Consider the following 21,133-nt stretch of genomic DNA (forward strand, 5'->3'; position numbering starts at 1 on the left):
GCGCTGGGCGGGGTAAGAACTGGACACGACTCACTATCCCTGCTAAAGGGGCCGTTCCTGCAATTCTGCAAACACTAACTTAGAAAGGTGGTGACAACCACATGCAGGTTTCGGTTCGCGATAACAACGTAGACCAGGCGCTTCGTGCGCTGAAGAAGAAACTTCAGCGTGAAGGTGTCTTCCGCGAGATGAAGCTTCGGCAGCATTTCGAGAAGCCCTCCGAGAAGAAAGCCCGTGAGAAAGCGGAAGCTATTCGCCGTCAGCGCAAGCTGGCTCGGAAAAAAGCGCAACGTGAGGGTCTTCTCTAAGATCTGATCGATATAGGTGGGTGGGTTGTCAACCGCTCGCCACGACGACCCCCGCAGCTCGGCTTCGGGGGTTTGTTGCTTTTAGGGCTAGCCGCGTGTTGGGAAATGCGGGTGCAGGTCATCAATGATGATGGCATGGGCGTGTGGCCCCTCACCTGACAGATGCGGGTGATCAGGTGGCAGGTCGTCATGGTGATGCACAATGGCGTCAGAGCTGTTGCGGGGCCAGAGATACATGGCGGTGAGACCCCCAAGACCCGCCAGAATTGCCAGAATAAATGAGGTGGCTCCCCCGCCCAATTCCGTCATCAAGAACCCGGACAGGGGATAGGCGATTAACCAACAGGCATGGGACAGGGTGAAATGGGCGGCAAATATCGCCGGGCGGTCGAAGGCATGGGCGGACCGCGACAAGACCCGGCCCGAGGGGGTAAGTATTGCGGAAAATCCAATGCCAACCCCCACCCAGAACACCATCAGAAGGCCAAGGGTTAGCGGCAATAGGCTGGTCGCCAGCCCAAATCCCAGAAGGCTTATTGTGCCGATGGTCGCGCCGGTGATCATGACGCTTCGGTCCTCCCATTTCCGGATCAGCTGTGGAAGGAGAAGGGCCGCCGCCATCGAGCCTAACCCAAAGCTTCCGAGCGCCAGTGCAACTGCAGCATCCCCCAGTCCCAACTCTGACTTCACCAAAAGCACGGTATTCACAAAGACCATGGCCCCGGTGGAAGAACTGGCCCAGCACAGCGCAAGAAGACCGCGCAGGCGTGGTGTTTTCAGGTAAAGGGTGAGACCCCGAGTAGTTCTTTTCCAGATCGGGCACGATGTGGTGGGTTTCGGCGTCGGCAAGACCACTGATACCACCAGAACCGCAGAGGCGAGAAAACCCAAGGATGTGCCCCAGAACAGCGTGGCAAACCCTGTGACGCCTAAAATCAGCGCCGCCAACAGCGGGGAAAGCAGGCTTTCCAGATCCATCGCCAAGCGGGAAAGCGACAGCGCCTTGGTATAATCTTCGTCTTTCGGAAGAACATCGGGAATCGTGGCCTGAAACATCGGGGTAAATCCGGCCGAGGCCGATTGCAGCAGGAAGATCAGCAGATAGACCTGCCAGACCTCGGTCACAAATGGCAAAAAAACCGCAACCGCTGCGCGTATAACATCCAGTGCAACCAGCACCCGGCGGCGAGGGATCCGTTCCGCAAGCGCTGCGGCCATCGGGGCGATCAGCACATAGGCTATCATCTTGATCGTGAGCGCGGTGCCCAGCACCAATGCCGCCTGATCCCCCGCCAGCTCAAACGCCAAAAGAGCAAGCGCGACCGTGGCCAGACCGGTGCCGGTAAGGGCAACAACCTGTGCTCCGAACAGGTGGCGATAGGTGCGATTTCTCAGGATACCAAGCATGTACTTTTCTCGTGGATCAGACCTCGCGCAAGTGCTCCTGCAACGGGGTGATGACGTCATCGGGGTGGGTATATCCCAACCCATGTCCTGCCCCCTTGATTTCGTATTTGTAGCAGGTCCTGTTCCATTCGGTCAGCTTGCCCATTGCAGACAGCGGGATTGGCGTATCCCGTTCTGCCCAGATCGAGATCACGGCAACTGAACTTTCCGCAATGGCGCGATGTTCGGTTTCCTGTGTATGGGCCAGCATATGGCGTTCGGATGAAAGAATTGATCGCAGATAGCCTCGGGTGCGGGTTTCTTCTGTCACCCGGTCATGCAGGTCCGGGATCTGCGAGGCATCCTGATCGGCAAGGGCTGCGCGGCGAATGTCCCACCCTCCCAGAATATCCCACAGCCAGCCCCCCGGCACGCCCAGACGCGCGCAAATCTTCAGCAAGGGGCCAGTGCGGTAGATGATCCCAGCTGGGGCCAGCAGCATCAGGCGATCAACGCGGTGTAGATGTTTGGCGCAATAGGCCGTGGCAATGGCCCCGCCCATGGAATAGCCAAACAGCGAGATTTCATCATCGATTTCCAGCACGTCCAGAAGCTCTTCCAATTGGGTAAGGAAAAACGCTTCATCCTGTTGCCCTGTTGGGCGGTCGGAAAACCCGCGCCCACACAGATCATATGTGAGCACCCGAAATCCCATCAGGGTCAGGCCGGGAATAAGGGCCTGAAACACCCAGCTGGGTGTTGTCAGCCCATGCACCATCACGATGATCGGGCCCCGACCCCGGCCGTGCCATTGATAATGGGTCATACCTTGGCTGAGTTTGACAAAACCACCGGGAGCTTTCCGGCGGGTGGTTCGATCCATCTCTTTGCGCGCACGTTCAAAAACCCAGGGTGCCAGCATGAGGTTGGCCAGCATCCAGAGAAGAAAGAGCGCCAGCCAGCTCATTAAGCGCCACCGTCTTTCCAAACAACCGGAAACCAGTCTTCGCGCAGCTTTTGGCCTTGTGTCATATTGTGGGCGGGGAACGGTGGCGAAGTGCGGCCCGGGCGTTCGATATAGCGCGCATCATCCCCCATCCAGCGAAGTGAAAGCGCGCGGCGCCGAGATCCCGCATGGTTGCCCCGCGCGCCATGGGCTGTGCGGAAGTTAAACACCACCGCATCTCCCGGTTCCATCTCCCATTCCAAAACCGTCATGTCGCCGGGGTCGGTATCGGGGTCGGGCACCGGGATCCAGTCCTGTTTGTTGTCGTAAAAGTCGCTGTCATCCGCCCAGCTGACCGGGCGAACCATCCGGTCCCATTTGTGGCTTCCAGCAATGAAGCGCAGGCTATTTTCTCGCACCGGATCAAGCGGCAGCCAGAAGCTCGCCGTCTGCTCTCCTTCGACGAAATAATAAGGCCCATCCTGATGCCAGGGGGTGGGCTTTGGCGTGCCCGGCTCCTTGACCAGTACGTGGTCGTGGAAAAACTGCGCAGTGGCAGACTGCATGAGTTTGGCGGCAATCTGAGCAACCGGACTGTCACGCATAATACGTTCAAATTCGGGAATGCGGGTCCAGTTCACGTAGTCATCAAAAAAGCGCCCCTCGGTCACAGAATTTTCAGAGGCATATTCCCCCGGCTCGGACATATTGCGCTCGACCCCGTCGCGCATCACCTGAACCCAATTGGTCAAGGCGCCCGGGATCATCACCACCCCGTCTCGCTGATAGGCATCAATTTGTTCCTGCGTGATCGTGATCATCTGCTGCTACCTTTCCTGCCAGGCCTTCAGGATATAGCGGCTGGTCATCAGGTCGAGATGCGCGCCGCCACCGTTTTTGTAGAGCGTAATGTCGTCAGGTTCTCGGGTGAAAAAGCCCTTGTCCGCGTCATAAAGATCACCCTGCACGTCATCGCGAGAGATCACGCCGCGCGCGAGCGGATCCTTGAACTCGCCAATGTGATCCAGCACCGTGTCGCGGCTGTCCATGTACAGGTGCGCGCGGGTCAGCATCTCGTCATCCACCTCACGCATATCTGGGCGATAGGCGCCGATTACATCAATGTGCTGGCCGGGGCGCGCCCATTTCCCCATGTGGATTGGGTCGGTGGTCATGGTCGCAGAGGTGACAATATCGGCTTGCGCATATCCCTCTTCCAGAGTGGCAACAGCCTCGGTCTTTTCATGTTGATCGGCAAAGGTTTTGGCCCCTTCCGGTGATCGGTTCCAAATCAGGAACCGGGCGTTGGGAAACACTGCGCCATAGGCCTCGCGCAGCGAATGCCCGACGGTCCCTGCGCCACAGATCAGGATCACTTCACTGTCTGGTCGGGCAAGCAACCGAGCACCCAGAACCGAGTCGCCTGCGGTCTTCCATTTGGTCACCAGATGGAAATCAACAATCGCGTCCAGAAGTCCGGTTGTATCGTCATAAAGGTTAACCGCTCCATGGATCAGAGGTTCTCCGCGCCCGGGATTTCCGGGCATGATATTGGCGGTTTTGACCGCAATTCCCAGACCGTCAATCCAGGCTGAACGAGTCAGCATGGTGTCGTCGCGACGGTACAGAAACGTATCTCCGATCTCGGCTTTCGGGCGCTTGTGATCTTCCAGAAAAGCATCTGTCAACATGCGCCAATCCAGAAGGTCATCGGCTTCAAACGGGATGATGTCGGGCGATTTGGGAGGGGTCACAGGTCATGTTCCTCGATCAGTCCAGCCGCGATGAGGTGATCAGCCCAGCGGCGTGGAGTTTCAAACAGATGGGTTTGCCACCCGCGCTTGTCTGCAGTGGCGATATTTGCGGGAAGGTCATCGGTGAACAGCAGGCGATCGGGTGCAATGCCACAGTCCCCTTCCAAAATCTCGTAGATCCGATGGTCCGGTTTTACTGTCTTTAGATGCCCCGAGATGTAGCGCTTGTCGAAGGCAGATAAAAACGCATGTTCCTGCTCAGAAAGAGCAAAGGAGGTCACGCCGAAATTTGATAAGGCGAATACGGGCATACCTCGGCGTTTCAGGGCAAAGAGGGTCGCAACCGAAAGGTCAATTGCGGGGCCTGCCAGCTCTTTCCAGCGGTCAAGCCACATCTCGATTTCATGTTTGTATTCAGGATGTTTGGCTGCTTTCTCTTGGACAAGAGTGTGAAAATCCTCTCCTGCATCCATGCGATGGTTGATCTCGTGTGGGTCCACCGCAGCGAACATCGCACGCCGGCGTGATCGTCCGAACCAACGATCGAAGTGATCTTCCGGATGCCAGCGGATCAGCACGTTTCCAATATCGAAAACTACCGCTTTTGGGCGCAGGTCATTGTTGCTCATGACGTGACCCTATCTTGGCAAATTACATTTGCAAACGGGTTTATTCCGCAGGATTGCCGGCTTGCGCGCCATGGTATTCGACCAAGGCGGCCAGATCCTCGGGTGGTGTTTCCCCGGGGACGCAGGCATGGGCATTAGCGACATGGCTGAAAATGGATCCGTCCGAGAAAAAGCTCGAATTGGTGACAAAGATCACCCGAGCATTCGGGGCGCGGTATGCGGCATAGTCAGCGACGGCCAGAGCATTTCCGTCAACCAGATGCACATTCATGACGATGACATCTACCGGCATTGAATCGAGCGATGTAATTGCGCTGTCTTCACTATCCGCAGACAACACATCTACACCTTGCCGTTCCAGCGAACGGGTCCAGACCCTGGCGAGTTCCCGGTTCGATTCTACAATCAATACTTGCATGGAAGCTCCCTGCCGCCTTTTTTCACAATATATTCAGCTTCGCTAACAATTCCCTGAAAACAGTGTCGCATATTACTTCCGAACCGGCGACAATTGGGTGGTTTAGAGAATGCGGGATTGTTTTTCCGGGGAAATTCCGCTTCAAGGCTTCGAACGCGATGAATGGCGATCTGAGGGAGAGGCGCATGACAAGTTGGATCACAGTGTGTGACACCTGCAAAACTGAAGATTGGAGCGAGGCCAGATCAGGTGGCCGGACCGATGGAGAAGTGCTTGCAGACCTTGTTGAAGAAGCTGCTGAGGGGACTGAGCTCAGGGTGCGCAGGGTATCTTGCCTGATGGGATGCGACAACAGTTGCAACGTGTCGATCCAGGCGCATGGCAAGTTGGCCTATACAATCGGGCGATTTGACCCAACCGAAGAAGCGGCAGAGGGGATTGTAGCCTATGCCAAGGGCCATGCGGACAGTGCCAACGGCACCGTGCCTTACCGCGAATGGCCGCAGGCCGTGAAAGGTCACTTTGTAACGCGCCACCATCCAATCCCGGAAGAGTGATGATCGGGAAACGAGATCACGGCGGAGGGCTGGATGCTGCGATTGCCAAATACGGTGGCAAGCGTGGGGATTGGATTGACCTGTCGACCGGCATCAACCCACGCCCCTATCCGCTTGGCGAGATTGACGCCGAAGCCTGGACCGCTTTGCCGGACAAAGCTGCCTTCACCCGGTTGGAAACCGCTGCCCGGAAATTCTGGAATGTGCCGGATGGCGCTGATGTGCTGGCCGCGCCTGGTGCATCCGCGTTGATTGCGCGGATCCCGACAATGCTGCCAACTGGACAGGCCGAGATCCCGACACCGACCTACAATGAACACGCGGCTGCGTTTGAAGCAAACGGCTGGGCGCTTGGTGAAGGGGGGGAAGCACAGGTGTTGGTGCATCCCAACAACCCTGATGGGCGGTTCTGGCTGGGCCCTGACTGGACCCGCCCTTTGACCGTGGTGGATGAAAGCTTTTGTGATGTAATCCCCGATATGAGCCATATCACGCGGTCTGTTGAACCCGGTACGTTGATCCTGAAAAGCTTTGGCAAGTTCTGGGGATTGGCGGGGCTGCGACTTGGCTTCGCCATCGGGGATCCCGATCTGATCGCGAAACTGCGAGATGCGGTTGGTCCCTGGCAGGTGTCTGGCCCTGCGCTTGAAATCGGCGCACGCGCACTCGAGGATTTCAATTGGGCGTCTGCCACCCGTCAACGACTTGCGGTGGATACCGCGCGGATGGACGGGACGATGATGTATCACGGGGCAAAGCTGATTGGCGGCACCACGCTTTTCCGCCTCTACGAGGTCGATGATGCAGCCGCTTGGCAGGACAAGCTTGCGCGTGGCCATGTCTGGAGCCGGATCTTTCCCTATTCCAAAACCTGGCTGCGGTTGGGTCTGCCACCGTCCGGCGGCTGGGCACAGCTGGAGGCCGCATTGTGACACTCGTCTGGGCCATGCTGATTGACGCTTTACTTGGCGAGCCGGGCTGGGTGTGGAAGCGTGTACCTCACCCGGCGGTTCTGATGGGGCGTATGATCGGTTGGGCGGATCAGAGTTTCAATCACGGTGAAGCGAGGATTTTGAAGGGGGCCCTGGTGACAATCATTCTGGCCTTTGGTTTCGGCATGATCGGTGTGCTTGTCCCACGCTTGCCGTTGGGCGGGCTGTGGGAAGTGCTGTTGGCGGCCATCCTGATTGCACAAAAATCTCTGGCGGATCACGTACAGGCCGTTAGCGATGGTTTGCGTAAGTCCCTGTTCCACGGCCGTCAGGCGGTTTCGATGATTGTAGGGCGCGACACAAGTGAGATGCAGCCCCCAGCCGTCGCACGCGGCGCGATCGAAAGCGCGGCAGAGAACTTTTCGGATGGGGTCGTGGCGCCTATCTTCTGGTTTGTGGTCGCGGGTCTTCCTGGTTTGCTGATCTACAAACTGGTCAATACCGCCGACAGCATGATCGGATATCGCACGGACAAGCATGAAGAGTTCGGCAAGTTCGCCGCCCGACTGGATGATGTGCTGAATTGGATCCCGGCGCGGATATCTGCTTTGGTTTTCCTGATTGCCCGTCGCAAATGGTCGGCATGGGATGTGATCCGACGGGACGCACCCCTGCATCGATCCCCCAATGCTGGTTGGCCCGAGGCGGCAATGGCAGCCGGTCTTGATGTGGCCCTGTCTGGTCCACGCTCCTATGAAGGTGAGTTGCGGGAGTTTCCTTGGGTGAACGAAGAGGGCGCGCAGGAGATCGGCCCGAAAGAGGTTGATCAGGCGGTGGACATGCTCTGGTCGGCATGGTTGGTCCTGTTTGGCTTGGCGGTTCTGCTAGCGCTTGTGTGATAGCGCGAAACCGTTAGGCTGCGTTCAAGTTATCGATGGAGTATTCATGCGACGTATTTTGACCGCTGCCGCCTTTTCCCTGACACTTCCATTTGTCCTGACTGCGCCCGCTGAGGCGATGGTCAAATGTGGTGGTTCTTTTCCGTCTTTTGTGAAAGCGATGAAGAAAGAGGCTGTGGCGAAGGGGCATGCCAAATCCACTGTGGATGCGTTTTTTGCGAGCGTCCGGCAAGATGGTGCGACGCTGAAGGCCGACCGCGCGCAGGGGATATTCCAGAAATCATTCCTTGATTTCTCCCGTGCGCTGATCAGCCAGAACCGGATGCAGGTGGGGCAGTCAAAGCTGAAGAAGCACGCCAAAACCTTTGCCCGGATGGAGAGGGATTATGGTGTGAGCCGTGGGGTTCTGACCGCGTTCTGGGCGTTTGAAACCGATTACGGCGCGTTTCAGGGCAATTTCAATACGCTGAATTCCCTCGTCACCCTGTCCCATGATTGCCGCCGCCCAGAGCTTTTCCAGCCGCAGGTCTTTGCCGCTCTTGAGCTATTTGAGCGTGGAAGCTTCAATCCGAAAACATCGACAGGCGCTTGGGCGGGCGAGATCGGCATGGTGCAGATGTTGCCCGGCGATATCATCGAAGCAGGTGTTGATGGGGATGGAAATGGCACGGTCGATTTGCGCAGGTCGCCCACCGACGCGCTTTTGTCCGGGGCCAATATGCTGCGTCAGCTGGGCTGGCGGGCGGGTGAGCCATGGATCCAGGAAGTGGTATTGCCCAATAATTTTGACTGGTCAAAAACCGGGTTGGGGATGCAATTGAAGGCAGGTAAGTGGTCCAAGATGGGGGTGAAACCGCGCAATGGAAAACTTGCATCAAATCTGCCTGCATCAATCCTTTTGCCGCAGGGGCGCAAGGGGCCGGCCTTTATCGCTTATCCCAACTTCCGCGTCTATTTCGAGTGGAACAAGAGCTTCACCTACGTGATGACCGCCGCTTATTTTGCGACGCGCCTCGAGGGGGCACCTGTCTATAACGCAGGCAAGCCCGATCCGGCTTTGTCCGGGTCGCAGATGAAATCCTTGCAGAAAAAGCTGTCTGCGCGTGGGCATGACGTGGGTAAAATTGACGGTATCCTTGGAGCGAAGACCCGCGACGCCGTGCAAAAAGAGCAGGCCCGTCTTGGTTTTCCCGCGGATGCTTGGCCAACGGCTGCGTTGCTTTCGAAACTCTGATATTTGCAGGGCTGAAGTTCGGATGTCGGAAGGCTTCGGAGTGGCGCAAGAAAGCTGTTTTCATGAATCAATGTCGGGTTGTGATTTAACATAATCCCAAAATTATGCTAAAGTCGTCGAGTCGGGCTGTTGACGGATTCCCGAGGCACCTCCGTTTTTCAAAGGGAGGAACTGACATGAAATCTTTACCGAATGCTCTCGTAATCACGGCCATGATGATTGGCCTTTCCGGTCCGCTAAGTGCGGAAAATATGATGCAATCAACCACAATGCACAGATTTGCGGACCTCTCGATAGTGGAAGGAGCCAGCGCAGAGCTGACCCGGATGGATCATGGTGTTTATATGAAAGTGAAGACCAGTGACCTTAAACCCGGGCATGTGGTGACGATGTGGTGGGTGGTTTTCAACAACCCCGAAAAGTGCTCTGACAACGAGTGCGGGGAAGACGATGTGTTCAATCTTAATGCAGATGGCAGCTTTATCTTCAACGAGGATGGTACGCCCCCGATGAACATGGAGGCGTGGAAATCGATCCAGTTATCGCTGCTGCGTGCCGATGGGCTGATTGTCGGAGAGGACGGCACTGCCGAGTTCCGAGGGCATCTGCCCGTCGGAGATACGATCGAAGCGGTTGCTGGGCCGGGTCTGCTTGATTCAATGAAGGCCGAAGTGCATGCCGTATTGCGTGACCATATGGAGCCGAAGCCGGAAATAAGAAGCGAAATGCTGAACTCGATGAACGCTGGTTGCTCTGAGATCTTCCCGGGGGACCCCTGTGTTGATCCACAATTCGCGGTGTTCAAACCTGCGAACTAATCTGTTGATATCCGAATTGAATGGCCATCCGCGACTGCGGGTGGCCAAAGCGATGGCCAGTGCCCCACTTGTTGTTCTTTGGTAAATAGGAAAGCCGCTCAGAAGATCAGGCTACGAGTTCTTCGGCTTTCTTCAGGTCAACGCTGACCAGTTGGCTGACGCCTTGCTCCGCCATGGTCACACCAAACAGGCGGTCCATCCGACTCATTGTTACTGCGTGGTGGGTGATGGTCAGGAAGCGTGTGTCGGTGCGGCGGGTCATCTCATCCAGAAGGTCGCAGAACCGTGTTACGTTCGCGTCATCCAAAGGTGCGTCCACCTCGTCGAGCACACAGATCGGGGCCGGGTTGGCGAGGAACACGGCAAAGATCAGCGCAATTGCAGTGAGGGTCTGTTCTCCGCCTGACAACAGGCTGAGGGTCGAAAGTTTCTTGCCCGGCGGCTGGCACATGATCTCAAGTCCCGCATCCAACGGATCATCGCTTTCCACCAGCACAAGCTTGGCTTCTCCTCCGCCAAAGAGATGGGTGAAGAGCGTGGCAAAGCTTCCATTCACCTCTTCAAACGCGGTGAGCAGCCGCTCCCGACCTTCCTTGTTCAAACCGGCAATACCTGTGCGCAGCTTCTTGATGGCCTCTTCCAGATCGGTCTTTTCCTTGACCAAGGCATCATGCTCTTCCTGCACCTCGCGAGCATCCTCTTCGGCGCGCAGGTTCACGGCCCCAAGTGCATCCCGCTGGCGCTTCAGTCGGTTTACGTCATGTTCGATCTGCTCGGATGAGGGCATTTTCTCGGGGTCTGCATCGAGGTTTTCCAAAAGCGCCTGAGGTGTGGTCTCCATCTCTTCTTCAATGCGTTCAGCGGCATGTTTTACAGACTCGCGCGCAGCTTGTGCGCGGGCTTCGGCGGCGGCGCGGTGTTCGCGCGCCTCACCGGCCAACCTTTCGGCATCGCGTTCGGTATGGGTGGCCGTGCGTTCGGCGGTTTCAGCCTCGGCCAACTTGTCGGCAGCACCTTTGCGACGTTCTTCAGCGCCTTCGATCTGCTCGGTCAGCTCTTCGCGCTGAATGGCAAGCTCTTCCGGGGCGGCCTGTGCCTCCTCCAGCTCTTCCTCGCTCATCACTTTGCGCTCTTCCAGTTCGGCGATCCGACGCTCTGCGGTGTCCAGACGGTGGCGCCAGCCCGAAATTTCCTTAGTGATTTCCTGACCGCGCTTGAGCCGCGCCTCGCCTTCGCGGCGCAGCTCATCATGGGCAGAGCGCTTGGCCATCATCGTCATGCGGGCGGCTTCCATGGCCATCTTGACCTCTTCCACCCCGGCGCGGGCGGCGTCGAGATCACCCAGTTCAGCCACAGCAGCCTCGGCCTCTTTCAGCCGGGTGCGCGCGCCCAGCGCTTCTTCCTCATGGCGGCGCACGGCAAGCCCCATATTTTCCAGCTTGCCTTCGGCGATATTGCGATCCGCTTCTGCACGAGACAGAGCGCGCCCCGCGTCAGACATGGCGCGATCTGCATCCCGGCGGGCATCGCGAGCGCGTTTGTCGGCCTCAGCTGCGTCCGCCAACATGGTTTTCAGGGTGTCATGGGCGGCGCGTGCGCCCTCTGCGCGGGCATTGGCCTCTTCCAAATCCTGTTTGAGCTGCTGCAGACGATTGAGTTGCTCCAGCCGCAGGGCTGCGGTGGAGGGCTGATCTTCGGCCCCGGCTCGGAACCCGTCCCAACGCCACAGATCCCCCTCAAGTGAGACCAGCCGCTGGCCGGGCTTGAGCGCCTCTTGCAGTCGCGGTGCCTGATCTGGTTCGCAAATACCAATTTGCCCAATGCGTCGCGCTAGAACCGGCGGCACCGTCACATAGTTTGACAGGGCGTTAACCCCATCTGGCAAGGGGTGTGCCTGGGCATAGGCGGGCAGGGTGGCCCAGCCTGACGGGATGTCCGCCTCAACTTCCGGGGCACGCAAATCATCGGCCAGCGCCGCGCCCAATGCTTTTTCATAGCCTGATTGCACCCGCAACTGATCGAGCACTTGTTCGCCTTCGGCAGCATCCCGTTCCACCAGACGGGACAAGGCCGTGACCTCAGCATGGAGTGCATTCACCTCGCCATCGGCAGAGGACCGAGCGGCGCGCGCGTCCGCTTCGCGGGACTGGGCTTCGTTGCGGGCTTCATCAGCGGCGGCCAGAGCGGCGTCCGCTTCTTCTGCGGTCTCAGCAGCGGCTTCGGCGGCGGCTTCTGCCAGTTCGAAATCTTCCGCGGCACGTTCCACAGCTTCTTGTGCCTGCGTCACAGCTTCTTGCGCGCGCGCAGCTTCCCCTTCGCTTTTCTCGAGTGTTTTCTGGTTGTCTTCCAGCAGGCGATGCGCCGAATGGTGGCGGGCAGCAAGCCGGGCCACGTCTTCGGTCAGTTGCGAAAGATCCCCTTCACGTTCTTGAAGAATTGCGGCGCTTTCACGGGCCTGATCACTCGCCTCATTCAGCATGTCGTCATGACCGCCTGATGCCTTGAGCAGTTGCTCCTGTTCCCATTCCAGTCGTTCGATCGTTTCGCCCGCATCGCGGTTCAGCCCCGCCTCGCGGTCAATGTCTTTGCCCAGCTGCTCAATCCGCCCGGTCAAAAGCTGGATCCGTTCCAACGCCTGCGCCACCTGATCAGAGAGCTGGTCGCGGCTGACCGTCAGGCGTTGCAGGATTGCGGCCGCCACGGCCTCTTCTTCGCGCAGGGCCGGGAGAGAGGCTTCTGCCTCTTCCCGGTCCTTGGTGGCCTTGCGGGCGAGCAGTTCCGCCTGACCAGCTTGTTTTACCCGCTGGGTTAGAATCTCTTCCGCCTCGGCGCGGGCCAGATCCGCCTCTTTCCAGCGGCGATACAACAGCAACCCTTCGGCGCGGCGCAGGTCATCTCCGATGGTGCGATAGCGCTGCGCTTGACGCGCCTGCCGTGCCAGTTGGGCGAGCTGCGAGGCGAGCTGTTCAATGACATCATCGACTCGGGAAAGGTTGGTTTCTGTGCCTCTAAGCTTCAACTCGGCTTCGTGCCGACGCTGATACAGACCGGAAATCCCGGCGGCCTCTTCCAGAATGCGACGGCGCGCTTTCGGTTTGGCGTTGATCAGCTCGGAGATCTGCCCCTGCCGCACAAGGGCCGGGGAATGCGCACCGGTAGACGCATCCGCAAACAGCATCTGTACATCGCGGGCGCGCACATCTTTGGTATTGACCTTATAGGCCGACCCAGCATCGCGGGTGATCCGGCGCACAATCTCGAGATTGTCGCTGTCGTTGAACCCGGATGGGGCGAGCCGTTCGGAGTTGTCCAAAAGCAGGGAAACTTCGGCAAAGTTGCGGGTGGGGCGTGTGGCTGCACCCGCAAAGATCACATCTTCCATCCCGCCACCGCGCATGGCGGTCGGGCGATTTTCACCCATCACCCAGCGAAGCGCTTCCAAGAGGTTCGATTTCCCGCATCCGTTTGGCCCGACAACACCTGTCAGCCCATCCGAAATCACCAGATCGGTTGGGTCGACAAAGCTTTTAAAGCCATTCAGACGAAGTTTCGAAAACCGCAAGCGGCCTGCCTCTTAATTGATTCTCCTGTGAAATGAGTGTTCGATTCCAAATTGGGTCTGTCAACACATCCACCCGAAATGTGGGCGGTCAGGGCGAGTTATCCACAAGATATTGGATTTATGCGCGTAGGGAATAGAATTTTATGACGTTTGAAGAGCCTTGCCTGTCGCTTTCTTTCTTGACGAAACCCGCATCATCGCGGCAAAACGGGTGAATATGGTTCCCCGTGAAGGGCGCAAAGCGCTTGGGGAGAATAGGGAATGTCGTGCGGGAGACCCAAACCGGGGCCCAAACCGACAGCCGCCCCCGCGACTGTGAGCGGAGAGCGTTCGTTGATATGCCACTGACCGGATGGTCGGGAAGGTGACGAGATGCTTTGACCCGCAAGCCAGGAGACCTGCCATGTGCCAACTTTGAACAACCCGTCGGGGATGACGGGAAAGGAGTAATAAAACATGACGACCCAAACCAAAGCAATCGCCCGCGAAACCAGCCCATTTGCAGCCATCGCGGTTGTATTCCTGGCAGGCGCCGGCCTTCTTTTCGCTGCCGGTTTCGCGCAGGCCACCGTGCTGCATGATGCTGCTCACGACTCGCGCCACGCCATGGCATTCCCCTGCCACTGAGCGTTCGCCAGTCTGACAGATGATTAAAAATTTGGCGTCCAGCGCAATGCTGGCTGGGGTGCTGACGGGGATTATCGCGTCGGCACTCCAATTCTATTTTGTCATCCCGCTTGTGCTTGAAGGAGAGCTTTACGAGACGGGCGCACGGATCCATTTCCCGGTAGACGGGTCGCCACAATCTGAAGCGGGCGCACCGGGACTGGGTGGTGAATGGGGCCGTCACCTGATGACAGTGGCATTCAACTTTGTAAGCTTCACCGCCTATGGTCTGATCCTTGTGGCGTTGATGGCTTATGCCGCGCTGCGCGGTGTGGCGGTGACGCCCAAGTCAGGACTCTTGTGGGGACTGGCTGGCTTTACGGCTGTGCAACTGGCTCCGGCCATGGGGCTGCCGCCAGAGCTTCCGGGCACCATCGCGCCCGAAGTTATGCCACGTCAGATCTGGTGGTCGGGCACCATCATCGCTTCTGCCGCCGGGCTTGCCCTGATCGCCTTTGGGCGCGGTCTGCCGATGATTCTCGGCGGAGCAGCCTTGCTGTTGCTGCCACATCTGATTGGTGCGCCGCATCTCGATACCTACTGGGGGGTGTCCGCACCCGAACTGGCTGCGCATTTTGCGACCGTCAGTCTTGGGGTTGCAGCGGCCAGCTGGGCTGTGCTCGGTACGCTCTGCGCGTGGTTCTATCAGAAGGTCGAGTAAGTCGCGATCAAGCTGGCAGACGCCCGATCAGTTGAAACCGCAAATCACCAATGGGGCGGGCATCCGTCATGATGCCCCCCTCGCTTGACGCATAAAGGTCCAGAAAGGTCAGGACATTCGGGGCGAGAGCGGTGGTGACATCGCCGAAGAGGTACGCGGCCTTGCCTTCCTCGCGCACAGACAGGCAGGCGGGACGGGTGCAGACGTTCATGCACTCCACGCGGGTCACGGGGATTGTCTCTTCCAACCTGTCCGCAAGAGCGACGCCGCCCTCGCATGTGACACAAACCGCCAGCTTTGGCGCCATGGCCTTCCCTTTCCCGTCAAGCTCGTTCAAAACAAACAAAGCAATAACGGAGACCCTGATGCTTGCCAAGATTCCTGCAACCGTCGTGACCGGCTTTCTCGGCGCGGGTAAAACGACGCTCATCCGCCATATGCTTGATAATGCCAATGGCAAACGCATCGCGCTGATCATCAACGAGTTTGGTGATCTCGGTGTGGATGGTGACATTCTGAAAGGCTGCGGGGATGAAACCTGCACCGAGGATGACATCATGGAACTGTCGAACGGCTGCATCTGCTGTACCGTGGCGGAGGATTTCATTCCGACGCTTGAAAAGCTGCTGGAGCGTGAAACGCCACCGGATCACATCGTGATCGAAACCTCAGGTCTGGCGCTGCCGCAACCCTTGGTCCGAGCTTTCCAGTGGCCGGAGATTTCCACCCGCGTGACCGTGGACGGCGTTGTGACTGTGGTTGACGGCAAGGCTGTGTCGGACGGGCAGTTTGCGTCAAACCTCGACGCTGTGGAAGCACAGCGCAAGATGGATGAGAACCTTGACCACGAAACCCCGCTTTCGGAGCTGTTCAAGGATCAGGTGACCTGCGCCGACATGATCGTGGTGAACAAGTCCGATCTGTTGGGGGCAGATGAGGCCGACGCTCTGGTTGGTAAACTTACATCGGAAAGCCGTGACGGCGTGCAGGTTGTGCGCTCGACCATGGGTGCGTTGCCGGTAGAGGTTCTGCTGGGTCAGGGGATGGGGGCTGAGGATGACATGGATGCGCGCCTGTCGCTGCATGAGAAGGGGCATCATCACGATCACCATCACGATGATCACGAACATGATCACGACGATGACCATCATCACGATGATGATCACCACCATCATCACCACCACGACCATGACCACGACGCGTTTGAAAGCTTTGTTGTGACCCGTGGTGAAGTGGCCGACCCCAAAGCCTTTGCTGAACAGGTCGCCGACGTGATCCGCTCAAATAACATCCTGCGTCTCAAGGGATTTGCGGCCATCGAAGGCAAACCGATGCGCCTGACTCTTCAGGCTGTTGGTCCGCGTGTCGACACCTATTTTGACCAGCCGTTCGGCGCAGAACCTCGTGAAACGCGCCTTGTGGTTATTGGCCAGTCGGGTCTGAACCGCACTGCCATCGAAGAAGCGCTGTCGGCATGACGATCGAGATTATCCCCGGCGATCCACGCCATCCAGACGCCACCGCTCTGCTCAAGGCAAGCCATGCGCTGATGGAGGAGTTGTTTCCGCCGGAGGATAATTTCTTCCTCGATATCGACGACCTTTGTGTGCCCGAAATCTCGTTTTTCGTGGCGCACGAGGGTGACCGCATCCTTGGCACCGCGGCGATTGCGGACAAAGGTGACTACGGCGAGGTGAAATCCATGTTTGTCTCGCCCGATGCCCGTGGCAAAGGGGTGGGCGAGGCATTGCTTGCGCAGATCGAAGCCACTGCGCGTGCAGTGGGGCATGACGCGTTGAAACTAGAAACTGGCAATGTGCTACATGCGGCGCATCGCCTCTATCAGCGCGCCGGGTTCACGTTATGCGGTCCGTTTGGCGACTACCCCGAAGCCGCCAGCTCGATCTTCATGGAAAAAGCGCTCTGACAGCGCTTATTTGCCCTTGTCGGTCGCAGCCTTCTTCTGGGCTGCCGCTTTCATCCGGGCCAAAAGCTCTGCCTTCTGGTCTTTGCGCTGATAGGGGTTTTTCTCGCTGCCGCGTTCGTTATGTTCGCGGTGACGGGGGGTGCCTTTTGCGGGCTTCGGTGCCCCGGCGGCTTTGTAATCCATGGCTGAACCTTTCTGAATTTCGGGTGTCTTGCCCGATTACGTGACATCATACAAGCAAGAGGCGGATTATGCATCTTCTCGCAGCAACACCAGGGGCGATTGACGACGGCAAAGAGGCCGTGGATCTGGGGCAGACGCCCGCTGATCTGGTGGTGATTTCCGCCGCTGATACCGAGCTTGCAGGCCTGTCAGAGGCACGTTCCGCGATGCAGGACCCACCGAGCTTGCGCCTTGGCAGCATGATGCACCTGACCCACCCAATGTCGGTGGATCTTCATATCGACGATTGCGCATCAAAGTCGCGGCTGGTGATCGCCCGCGTGCTGGGCGGCGTGGGCTATTGGAAATACGGGGCCGAGCAATACTCGGCGCGGCTGCGTGAGGTTGGCGTGCCATTGGTGCTGCTTCCCGGCGATGACAAACCAGATGCCGAGCTGCGCGCGCTCTCGACCGTGTCGGATGAGGATTACGATGCACTTTGGGCTTATCTGGTCGAAGGCGGACCCGAGAACGCCACACTGTTTTTGGACTATGCAAAGACGATGCTGGAGGGCGGAGAGAAGCCCGAAGCGGCCAAGCCGCTTTTGCGGGCTGGGGTCTATTGGCCCGGTTCAGGAGTGTCGGATCTGTCAGCGGCCCAAGCAGCATGGGCTGAGGGTGCGCCAATTGTGCCCGTCGTTTTCTACCGCGCGCTTGTGCAAGGTGCGGGTCTCAACCCAATCAACCGCCTTGTGAAATCCCTGCTGCGACAGGGTCTGAACCCGCTTCCGGTCTTTGTAGCGTCTTTGAAAGACCCGGTCTCGGTCGCCACGCTGGAAAGCCTGTTCATACAGGCCGCGCCCGATGTGATCCTGAACTGCACCTCTTTTGCTGTGGGATCGCCGCATCAGGATGAAGCGCATAAGAACACCAACCCACTTGCCGCGCCTTTCTGCAATAACGCACCAATTTTCCAGGTTGTATTGGCCGCATCTGGCGAGGCCGCGTGGGAAGAGGGGCTGGCGGGTCTGTCTGCCCGTGACATCGCCATGAACGTGGCCTTGCCCGAGGTGGACGGGCGCATCCTGTCCCGCGCAATCTCGTTCAAGGGCGAGGCGTTTTTTGACGAAGCCACAGAATGCCCGATTGCCACCTACCGCGCGCGGGGAGACAGGGTGCAGTTTGTGGCGGATCTAGCCGCCAGCTGGGCGCGTCTGCGTCGCGCGGATACCGCCAGCCGCAAGGTTGCGCTGATCATGGCGAACTACCCGAACAAAGATGGGCGGTTGGCCAATGGTGTAGGGCTTGATACGCCTGCGGCTGTGGTCCATGCGTTAGGACTGCTGTCGGGTGAAGGCTACTCTGTGGACAAGGCCCCTGCCGACAGTGATGCGCTAATGCAATCGGTAATGGCTGGCCCCACCAACTGGTTGGTGGACCGGGCGGAGCGGACAGGCGGTGTGCGCCTGTCGCTGGACGATTACATGACCCATTACAAGGCCCTTCCTTGGGCGCTGCGCGAAGCGGTTGAAACCCGCTGGGGTGTGCCGGAAAAGGATCCGTTCTTTGACGGGAGCTTTGCCCTTTCGGTATTGGAATACGGCAATGTCGTTGTCGGCGTGCAGCCCGCGCGCGGCTATAATATTGATCCGACGGAAACCTACCACTCCCCCGATCTGGTCCCGCCACACAACTACCTCGCCTTTTATTTCTGGCTGCGCCATGTGCATCAGGCCCACGCGATTGTGCATATGGGCAAGCACGGCAACCTCGAATGGCTGCCCGGCAAGTCGGTGGCGCTCTCCGAGGAATGCTGGCCCGAAGCCATCCTTGGTCCGCTGCCCCATGTTTACCCGTTCATCGTAAACGACCCTGGCGAAGGCACTCAGGCCAAGCGGCGCGCACAGGCGGTGATCATCGACCACCTGACGCCGCCGCTCACTCGTGCCGAAAGCTATGGACCTTTGCGTGACCTCGAAGCGCTGGTCGACGAGTATTACGAAGCCGCAGGCGTCGACCCACGCCGAATTGATCACCTGAAACGCGAGATCCTGTCGCTGACATCCGTGACTGGGCTGGATCAGGATGCGGGGCTGACTGGCGAGGATGAGGAAAGCGATCTGGCCAAACTGGATGCCTATCTGTGTGAACTGAAAGAGGCGCAGATCCGTGACGGGCTGCACGTCTTCGGTCAGTCGCCCGAAGGGGATCTGGAACGCGACTTGGCCATTGCGCTTTTGCGCGTACCGCGTGGTGAGGGCAAAGGCGGAGACGCCTCTCTGATCCGCGCCTTGGCCGAAGATTGTGGCGTCGACATAGATCCGCTCGATTGTGACATGGCCGCCATCTATGAAGGTCCGCGCCACAAATTCCTGCACGCCGTCGATACAACCCCGTGGCGCAGCAATGGGGACACGGTGGAGCGGCTGGAGAAACTGGCGCAGCTTGCGGTAGGTTGGTCGGAAACACCAGAATATTTCAACGCCACCCGTCCGGTGCTGGAAACACTGCACGGGGTGGTCCTGCCTGCGGTGCGTGTCTGTGGTCCGGCAGAGGGGGAGGGGCTTCTCACCGCCCTCAAGGGGCAGTTCGTTGCCCCTGCGCCATCCGGCGCGCCCACACGTGGGCGTCTGGACACGCTGCCCACTGGGCGCAATTTCTTCTCGGTGGACAGCCGTGCTGTGCCCACTCCGACCGCATGGGCGCTGGGCTGGAAATCAGCGTCGCTTCTTATCGATAAACACCTGCAAACCCATGGGGACTGGCCGCGTACGATGCTGGTCACCGCTTGGGGCACGGCGAACATGCGCACCGGGGGCGATGACATTGCGCAGGCGATGGCCCTGATGGGCGTGAAGCCGAAATGGGACAGCGCCAACCGTCGTGTAACCGGTTTCGAGGTGATCCCAGTGACCGCGCTGGGGCGCCCTCGTGTGGATGTGACCCTGCGTGTGTCGGGCTTCTTCCGCGATGCTTTCCCGCAGCTGATTGCGCTTTATGACAGTGCAGCGCGCGCTGTGCAGGGGATGGATGAACCGGACGATATGAACCCAGCCGCAGCACGCGTGCGCGCGGGCGAAAGCGTGCATCGGGTCTATGGATCGAAACCCGGTGCTTATGGTGCCGGGCTTCAAGCAATGATCGATGAACGGCTCTGGGCGGATAAGGCTGATCTGGCTGACGCGTACCTCGAATGGGGCGGTTATGCCTATGGGGCTGCCACCGAAGGCGCGCGCGACCGGGAGGGGTTTGAACAACGCCTCAGTCAGACTGAGGCGATTGTGCAAAACCAGGACAACCGTGAGCATGATCTTCTGGACAGCGACGATTACTACCAGTTCGAAGGGGGCGCGGCGGCAGCCGTATCAACACTTCAGGGACAAGACCGCCCGATCTATCACAACGACCATTCCCGCCCGGAACGCCCGGTGATCCGCACGCTGGAAGATGAAATCGGTCGGGTGGTGCGTTCGCGCGTGGTGAACCCGAAATGGATCGAGGGCGTGAAACGCCACGGCTACAAGGGTGCTTTCGAAATCGCCGCCACGGTGGATTATATGTTTGCCTTCGCCGCCACGACAGGAGCGGTTCGCAGCCATCACTTCGACCTCGTCCACGCAGCCTTTATCGAAGATGGCGAAACACGGGACTTCATCGAAGAGCACAACGCACCCGCAATGAAAGAAATCCTTGAGCGCCTGAAAGAAGCGATGGATCGCGGCCTCTGGCAACCACGCTCCAATTCCGCCCGTGCCATGCTGGAGGAGCTTGCATGACACCCCGCCTTGCCTCGGCCGAAGACGCGAATTGGATCATCGCCCTGATCCGCCGCGTTTTTGCCGAGCATGACGGACGCATTGATCCCCCCAGCTCGATGCACCGAATGACTGTGGCCGATGTGCAGGCCCAGATGACCGATGGCGAGATCTGGGTGATTGGGCAAGAAGCCTGTCTGTTTCTCACACCTCAAGAAGAAGCACTCTATCTCAGCAAACTGACAGTCGCCCCTGAAGCGCGCGGCAAAGGGTACGCGCGGTTGTTGGTCAGGCAGGCCGATTGTCATGCCCAGGCGCTCGGCAAACCCCGCCTGCGCCTGCAAACTCGCGTGGAGCTTACGGATAACCACGCGATCTTTCGGGCCTTTGGGTTTGAACAGGTTGGCTCCACCCGTCATTCGGGATTTGATCGCACCACGTCGCTCACCTTTGAGAGGCCCGTAAAATCTTAGCTTTTTTCTTGCCGAAAATACCTCGGGGTGAGCCTCGAAGAGGCGA

At 58.5% G+C, this 21,133-nt stretch carries 21 protein-coding genes and 1 riboswitch; of the genes, 12 read left to right on the forward strand and 9 right to left on the reverse strand.

Annotated elements, in window-relative coordinates:
• Window positions 1–101: 101 nt before the first annotated feature.
• Complete coding sequence (gene rpsU / locus O2N63_RS15090; RefSeq protein WP_018302784.1) at window positions 102–308, forward strand: 30S ribosomal protein S21; 207 nt, start codon at window positions 102–104, stop codon at window positions 306–308.
• An 87-nt stretch (window positions 309–395) separates the two neighbouring features.
• On the opposite strand, the gene O2N63_RS15095 is transcribed toward rpsU, so the two are convergent.
• The 6 genes from O2N63_RS15095 to O2N63_RS15120 are packed head-to-tail and all read right to left on the reverse strand — an operon-like array spanning window position 396 to window position 5,441.
• Complete coding sequence (locus tag O2N63_RS15095; RefSeq protein ID WP_271055120.1) at window positions 396–1,715, reverse strand: MFS transporter; 1,320 nt, start codon at window positions 1,713–1,715, stop codon at window positions 396–398.
• 16 nt (window positions 1,716–1,731) lie between these two features.
• Complete coding sequence (locus O2N63_RS15100; protein WP_271055121.1) at window positions 1,732–2,661, reverse strand: alpha/beta fold hydrolase; 930 nt, start codon at window positions 2,659–2,661, stop codon at window positions 1,732–1,734.
• Window positions 2,661–3,461, reverse strand: a complete 801-nt coding sequence (locus tag O2N63_RS15105) for a phytanoyl-CoA dioxygenase family protein (protein ID WP_271055122.1) — start codon at window positions 3,459–3,461, stop codon at window positions 2,661–2,663. The genes O2N63_RS15100 and O2N63_RS15105 overlap by 1 nt, the downstream gene beginning before the upstream one ends.
• A 6-nt stretch (window positions 3,462–3,467) precedes the next feature.
• Window positions 3,468–4,331: an ornithine cyclodeaminase family protein gene (locus O2N63_RS15110; protein ID WP_271055176.1), complete on the reverse strand. Its 864-nt coding sequence runs from the start codon at window positions 4,329–4,331 to the stop codon at window positions 3,468–3,470.
• A gap of 59 nt (window positions 4,332–4,390) precedes the next feature.
• Window positions 4,391–5,023 (reverse strand): HAD family hydrolase, encoded by a 633-nt coding sequence (locus O2N63_RS15115; RefSeq protein WP_271055123.1) that lies wholly within the window; start codon window positions 5,021–5,023, stop codon window positions 4,391–4,393.
• A 40-nt stretch (window positions 5,024–5,063) separates the two neighbouring features.
• On the reverse strand, window positions 5,064–5,441 hold the full coding sequence (locus tag O2N63_RS15120) for a response regulator (protein WP_271055124.1): 378 nt from the start codon (window positions 5,439–5,441) through the stop codon (window positions 5,064–5,066).
• A gap of 185 nt (window positions 5,442–5,626) precedes the next feature.
• On the opposite strand from O2N63_RS15120, the gene O2N63_RS15125 reads away from it, so the two are divergent.
• The 5 genes from O2N63_RS15125 (at window position 5,627) to O2N63_RS15145 (ending at window position 9,881) form a co-directional block, all read left to right on the forward strand.
• Window positions 5,627–5,998 carry a DUF1636 domain-containing protein gene (locus O2N63_RS15125; protein ID WP_271055125.1) on the forward strand — a complete coding sequence of 124 codons (372 nt, stop codon included), beginning with the start codon at window positions 5,627–5,629 and terminating at the stop codon, window positions 5,996–5,998.
• The gene (locus tag O2N63_RS15130) at window positions 5,998–6,930 is read left to right on the forward strand and encodes a threonine-phosphate decarboxylase (RefSeq protein WP_271055126.1); all 933 of its coding nucleotides are present in this window, start codon (window positions 5,998–6,000) and stop codon (window positions 6,928–6,930) included. The genes O2N63_RS15125 and O2N63_RS15130 overlap by 1 nt, the downstream gene beginning before the upstream one ends.
• On the forward strand, window positions 6,927–7,829 hold the full coding sequence (gene cbiB / locus O2N63_RS15135; protein WP_271055127.1) for an adenosylcobinamide-phosphate synthase CbiB: 903 nt from the start codon (window positions 6,927–6,929) through the stop codon (window positions 7,827–7,829). Before O2N63_RS15130 ends, cbiB begins: the two co-directional genes overlap by 4 nt.
• A gap of 46 nt (window positions 7,830–7,875) precedes the next feature.
• Window positions 7,876–9,063, forward strand: a complete 1,188-nt coding sequence (locus tag O2N63_RS15140) for a lytic murein transglycosylase (RefSeq protein ID WP_271055128.1) — start codon at window positions 7,876–7,878, stop codon at window positions 9,061–9,063.
• Between the two features lie 176 nt (window positions 9,064–9,239).
• Entirely contained in the window at window positions 9,240–9,881 is a 642-nt protein-coding gene (locus O2N63_RS15145; protein ID WP_271055129.1) for a hypothetical protein, read from the forward strand.
• 106 nt (window positions 9,882–9,987) lie between these two features.
• On the opposite strand, the gene smc is transcribed toward O2N63_RS15145, so the two are convergent.
• A complete protein-coding gene (gene smc, locus O2N63_RS15150; RefSeq protein ID WP_271055130.1) occupies window positions 9,988–13,443 on the reverse strand; it encodes a chromosome segregation protein SMC in 3,456 nt (1,151 codons plus the stop codon).
• Window positions 13,444–13,644: 201 nt separating this feature from the next.
• A riboswitch (cobalamin riboswitch) is annotated at window positions 13,645–13,863 on the forward strand.
• A 36-nt stretch (window positions 13,864–13,899) separates the two neighbouring features.
• Here smc and O2N63_RS15155 point away from each other — a divergent pair.
• Both O2N63_RS15155 and O2N63_RS15160 read left to right on the forward strand, forming a co-directional pair.
• Window positions 13,900–14,070, forward strand: a complete 171-nt coding sequence (locus O2N63_RS15155; RefSeq protein ID WP_271055131.1) for a CbtB domain-containing protein — start codon at window positions 13,900–13,902, stop codon at window positions 14,068–14,070.
• Between the two features lie 19 nt (window positions 14,071–14,089).
• Window positions 14,090–14,770, forward strand: coding sequence for a CbtA family protein (locus O2N63_RS15160; protein ID WP_271055132.1), 681 nt, complete (start codon window positions 14,090–14,092; stop codon window positions 14,768–14,770).
• 7 nt (window positions 14,771–14,777) lie between these two features.
• On the opposite strand, the gene O2N63_RS15165 is transcribed toward O2N63_RS15160, so the two are convergent.
• Window positions 14,778–15,077 carry a DUF1636 family protein gene (locus O2N63_RS15165; protein ID WP_271055133.1) on the reverse strand — a complete coding sequence of 100 codons (300 nt, stop codon included), beginning with the start codon at window positions 15,075–15,077 and terminating at the stop codon, window positions 14,778–14,780.
• 58 nt (window positions 15,078–15,135) lie between these two features.
• Here O2N63_RS15165 and cobW point away from each other — a divergent pair, with 58 nt between their 5' ends.
• Window positions 15,136–16,248, forward strand: a complete 1,113-nt coding sequence (gene cobW / locus O2N63_RS15170; RefSeq protein WP_271055134.1) for a cobalamin biosynthesis protein CobW — start codon at window positions 15,136–15,138, stop codon at window positions 16,246–16,248.
• Complete coding sequence (locus O2N63_RS15175; protein ID WP_271055135.1) at window positions 16,245–16,697, forward strand: GNAT family N-acetyltransferase; 453 nt, start codon at window positions 16,245–16,247, stop codon at window positions 16,695–16,697. Before cobW ends, O2N63_RS15175 begins: the two co-directional genes overlap by 4 nt.
• Before the next feature lie 6 nt (window positions 16,698–16,703).
• Here the strand turns inward: O2N63_RS15175 and O2N63_RS15180 are convergent, their stop codons facing one another.
• Window positions 16,704–16,880, reverse strand: a complete 177-nt coding sequence (locus O2N63_RS15180) for a hypothetical protein (RefSeq protein WP_271055136.1) — start codon at window positions 16,878–16,880, stop codon at window positions 16,704–16,706.
• Between the two features lie 68 nt (window positions 16,881–16,948).
• On the opposite strand from O2N63_RS15180, the gene cobN reads away from it, so the two are divergent.
• Window positions 16,949–20,635 carry a cobaltochelatase subunit CobN gene (gene cobN / locus O2N63_RS15185; protein WP_271055137.1) on the forward strand — a complete coding sequence of 1,229 codons (3,687 nt, stop codon included), beginning with the start codon at window positions 16,949–16,951 and terminating at the stop codon, window positions 20,633–20,635.
• Window positions 20,632–21,087 (forward strand): GNAT family N-acetyltransferase, encoded by a 456-nt coding sequence (locus O2N63_RS15190; RefSeq protein ID WP_271055138.1) that lies wholly within the window; start codon window positions 20,632–20,634, stop codon window positions 21,085–21,087. The genes cobN and O2N63_RS15190 overlap by 4 nt, the downstream gene beginning before the upstream one ends.
• Window positions 21,088–21,133 lie beyond the last annotated feature (46 nt).

The organism is Aliiroseovarius salicola, from assembly GCF_027891095.1.
In the GTDB taxonomy this organism is placed as follows: domain Bacteria; phylum Pseudomonadota; class Alphaproteobacteria; order Rhodobacterales; family Rhodobacteraceae; genus Aliiroseovarius; species Aliiroseovarius salicola.